The sequence below is a fragment of the Streptomyces phytophilus genome (genome assembly GCF_013870535.1).
In the GTDB taxonomy this organism is placed as follows: Bacteria; Actinomycetota; Actinomycetes; order Streptomycetales; family Streptomycetaceae; genus Streptomyces; species Streptomyces phytophilus.
This window is the reverse complement of sequence record NZ_JACBXC010000666.1, coordinates 1-3,345: the sequence shown is the minus strand read 5'-3', so window position 1 is coordinate 3,345 and position 3,345 is coordinate 1. Positions and strand designations below refer to the sequence as shown.

Annotated in this window: 3 protein-coding genes; all 3 read right to left on the bottom strand. The window is 72.2% G+C overall.

The annotated features are described in order from the left end of the window. Positions 1–288: 288 nt before the first annotated feature. Complete coding sequence (rlmB, locus tag H5J30_RS23195; protein WP_181789317.1) at positions 289–1,245, bottom strand: 23S rRNA (guanosine(2251)-2'-O)-methyltransferase RlmB; 957 nt, start codon at positions 1,243–1,245, stop codon at positions 289–291. A gap of 102 nt (positions 1,246–1,347) precedes the next feature. After that, positions 1,348–2,751, bottom strand: a complete 1,404-nt coding sequence (cysS, locus tag H5J30_RS23190; RefSeq protein WP_181789316.1) for a cysteine--tRNA ligase — start codon at positions 2,749–2,751, stop codon at positions 1,348–1,350. Positions 2,752–2,816: 65 nt separating this feature from the next. Continuing rightward, positions 2,817–3,230, bottom strand: a complete 414-nt coding sequence (locus tag H5J30_RS23185) for a PPOX class F420-dependent oxidoreductase (RefSeq protein WP_181789315.1) — start codon at positions 3,228–3,230, stop codon at positions 2,817–2,819. Positions 3,231–3,345: the final 115 nt, after the last annotated feature.

Genomic DNA, 3,345 nt, shown 5'->3' with positions numbered 1-3,345 from the left:
GAGCGTCCGGCGGGACGAGGGCCCGAGCCGCACCCGGAAACTGGGGTTGTCGACGTTGATCCGGGTGGGCTCGCTCGGCACCCGCACCATCGTCAGCCGGCCGGTGTCCTCGGGCTCCTGGGCGCTACCACCCGTGGGGGTGGGCGGTGTTCTGGTGTCCACACTCCACTAACCGAGTGACACGCCATGAAGACACTGCCTGACACGGCCCTTTTGTGTCGGAGGCCGGTCAAACACACCGTTCGCGGGGGCTCGTTCCGATTCGCCGCGCGCCGTCCCGTACGGCGTTCACGCCCGCCTGCGCGCCGCCTCGTACAGCACCACGCCGGCCGCGACGCCCGCGTTCAGCGACTCCGCGCCGCCGGGCATCGGGATCCGCACCCGTACGTCGCACGTCTCCCCCACCAGCCGCGACAGGCCCTTGCCCTCGCTGCCGACCACGATGCACACCGGGCCGTCCAGCAGGTCCAGCTCCGGCAGCTCGGCCTCGCCGTCGGCGGCGAGGCCGACGACCATCACGCCGGCCTTCTGGTACGCCTCCAGGGCGCGGGTCAGGTTCGTCGCCCGCGCCACCGGCGTACGCGCCGCCGTGCCCGCCGACGACTTCCACGCACCCGCCGTCATCCCCGCCGCCCGGCGCTCCGGGATGACGACGCCGTGCCCGCCGAAGGCGGAGACGGAGCGGACCACGGCGCCGAGGTTGCGCGGGTCGGTGACCCCGTCGAGGGCGACGGCCAGCAGGTCCTCGGCCTCCTCCGCGGCGGCGTCGAGCAGGTCCTCGGGGTGGGCGTACTCGTAGGGCGGGACCTGGAGCACCAGGCCCTGGTGGTTCAGGCCGTCCGTCATCCGGTCCAGCTCGGGGCGCGGGGCCTCCATCAGGTGGATGTCGCCGCGGTCGCCGGCGAGCTGGAGGGCGGCGCGCACGCGGTCGTCGCTGTCCAGGTACTGCTGGACGTACAGCATCGTCGCCGGCACGCCGTCGCGCAGCGCCTCGTACACCGAGTTGCGCCCGACGACCAGCTCGCTGCTGCCCTTGCCGCCGCGGCGGCCCGCGCCCGGGCGGGCGGAGGCGGCCTTCTTCGACCGCGCCCGGGCGGCGCGCTGCTTGGCGTGCCCGGGGCGCTGGTCGGCGGGCGGCGTGGGGCCCTTGCCCTGGAGGGAGCGGCGGCCCTTGCCGCCGCTGCCCTTGGTCGCGCCCTTCTTGCTCGCCGTTCTGCGGCCTCGGCGCTGACTGTTCCCGGCCATGGGGACTCCACCTGCTTCTGCGATCGTCGTTCTCTACGTCATGAGTGTGCCGTCCGGTCCGCCGGGCGGCACCACGGGGCTACCGGGCCCGGTCGGGGCCGGTCAGCAGAGCGTCCAGCGCGGCCCGTCCGGGGTGTCCTCGATGGCGAGGCCCGACTGCTGGAGCTGGTCGCGGATGGCGTCCGCCGCCGCGTAGTCCTTGCGCGCCCGCGCCGCCTCGCGCTGCTCCAGCACGAGGCGTACGAGCGTGTCGACCGCCCCGTGCAGGTCGGCGCCGCGCTCGGCGCCTTCCGCGCCCGCCCAGTGGTCGTCGAGGGGGTCGAGGCCGAGCACGCCCAGCATGGCGCGTACCTCGGCGAGGCGGGCGACGGCGGCTTCCTTGTCGTCGGCGGACAGGGCGGCGTTGCCCTGCCGGACGGTGGTGTGGACGATGGCGAGCGCCTGCGGCACCCCGAGGTCATCGTCCATCGCCTCGGCGAACGCGGGCGGCACGTCCGCCGCGGGGGCGACGCCCGCCTTCCCTGCCTTTTCGACTACACGCTGCACGAAGCCCTCGATCCGCGCGAACGCGGACTCGGCCTCGCGCAGGGCCTCCTCGCTGTACTCGATGGTGGAGCGGTAGTGCGGGGTGCCCAGGTAGTAGCGCAGGACGATGGGGCGCCAGCGCTTGACCATCTCGGAGACGAGCACCGAGTTGCCGAGGGACTTGCTCATCTTCTCGCCGCTCATGGTCACCCAGGCGTTGTGCATCCAGTAGTCGGCGAACTCGTCGCCGAACGTCTTGGACTGCGCGATCTCGTTCTCGTGGTGCGGGAAGACGAGGTCGATGCCGCCGCCGTGGATGTCGAAGCGGGAGCCCAGGTACTTGTGGGCCATCGCGGAGCACTCCAGGTGCCAGCCGGGCCGGCCGCGGCCCCAGGGGGTCTCCCAGGACGGCTCGCCGGGCTTGGCGGCCTTCCACATGGCGAAGTCCCGCGGGTCGCGCTTGCCGGTCTCGCCCTCGCCCTCGGGCTGGCGGAGGTTGTCCAGCTCCTGGTTGGACAGCGCGAGGTAGCCGGGGTACGAGCGCACGTCGAAGTAGACGTTGCCGTCGGCGGCGTAGGCGTGCCCGGAGTCGATGAGCGCGCGCATCATCTCGATCATCTCGGGTACGTGCCCGGTGGCCCGCGGCTCGTACGTGGGCGGGAGGCAGCCGAGCGCCTCGTAGCCGGCGTTGAAGGCGCGCTCGTTCTCGTACCCGATGGCCCACCAGGGGCGGCCCTGGTCGGCGGACTTGGAGATGATCTTGTCGTCGATGTCCGTGACGTTGCGGATGAACGTCACCTCGTAGCCGCGGTGGAGCAGCCAGCGGCGCAGGATGTCGAAGTCGAGCCCGGACCTGATGTGCCCGATGTGCGGGGCGGCCTGCACGGTGGCGCCGCACAGGTAGATCGAGACGCAACCCGGGATGATCGGGGTGAAGTCACGGATCTGCCGGGCGCTGGTGTCGTACAGGCGAATGGTCACGCCTCAAGGGTAGTAGGACCGGGACCCGTCAAGGGCCCCAGCCCGTGGATAGCCCGCGCCTGCCCTCAGTGCAGGTTTCCCTGGCCCGAGACCTTCTCCGGCGTGACCCGGACGACCACCCGGGTCCCGTCGCCGCCGTGGCCGCCGCTGAAGGTGTCGTAGTCCTTGCCGGTGTACTTCACCGACAGCTCGTCGATCAGCTCCCGGCCGCCCTCGGTGGTGACGCTCGCGGTCCCGTACACCTGGGCGTAGTTGTACGGGGCCGCCGGGTCGATCACGACGACGCTGACCCGGGCGTCGCGCTTGAGGTTGCGGGCCTTGACGCGCTCGGCGGTGGTGCAGAACAGCAGGTCGTCGCCCTCCCGCTTCACCCAGACGGGCGATGCCTGCGGGGCGCCGTCGGGCTGCACGGTGGCGACGGTGACGAAGACCTGGCCGTCGAGTACCTGCTTGAGGTTGTCGGAGAGGGCGACAGACACGTGGGAACTCCTCCGGTTGCACGTCGGTTGGGAACTACTTGCGTACCCAACAACGAGCGCGCCGCGGACCTTCCGCGCGGCGGTACGGAGCCCGTGTCACCCGGGCGGGCCAGGA

Coding starts and splice junctions, on each gene's coding strand:
- rlmB (WP_181789317.1), bottom strand. CDS start 1,245: ATGGCCGGGAACAGTCAGCGCCGAGGCCGCAGAACGGCGAGCAAGAAG.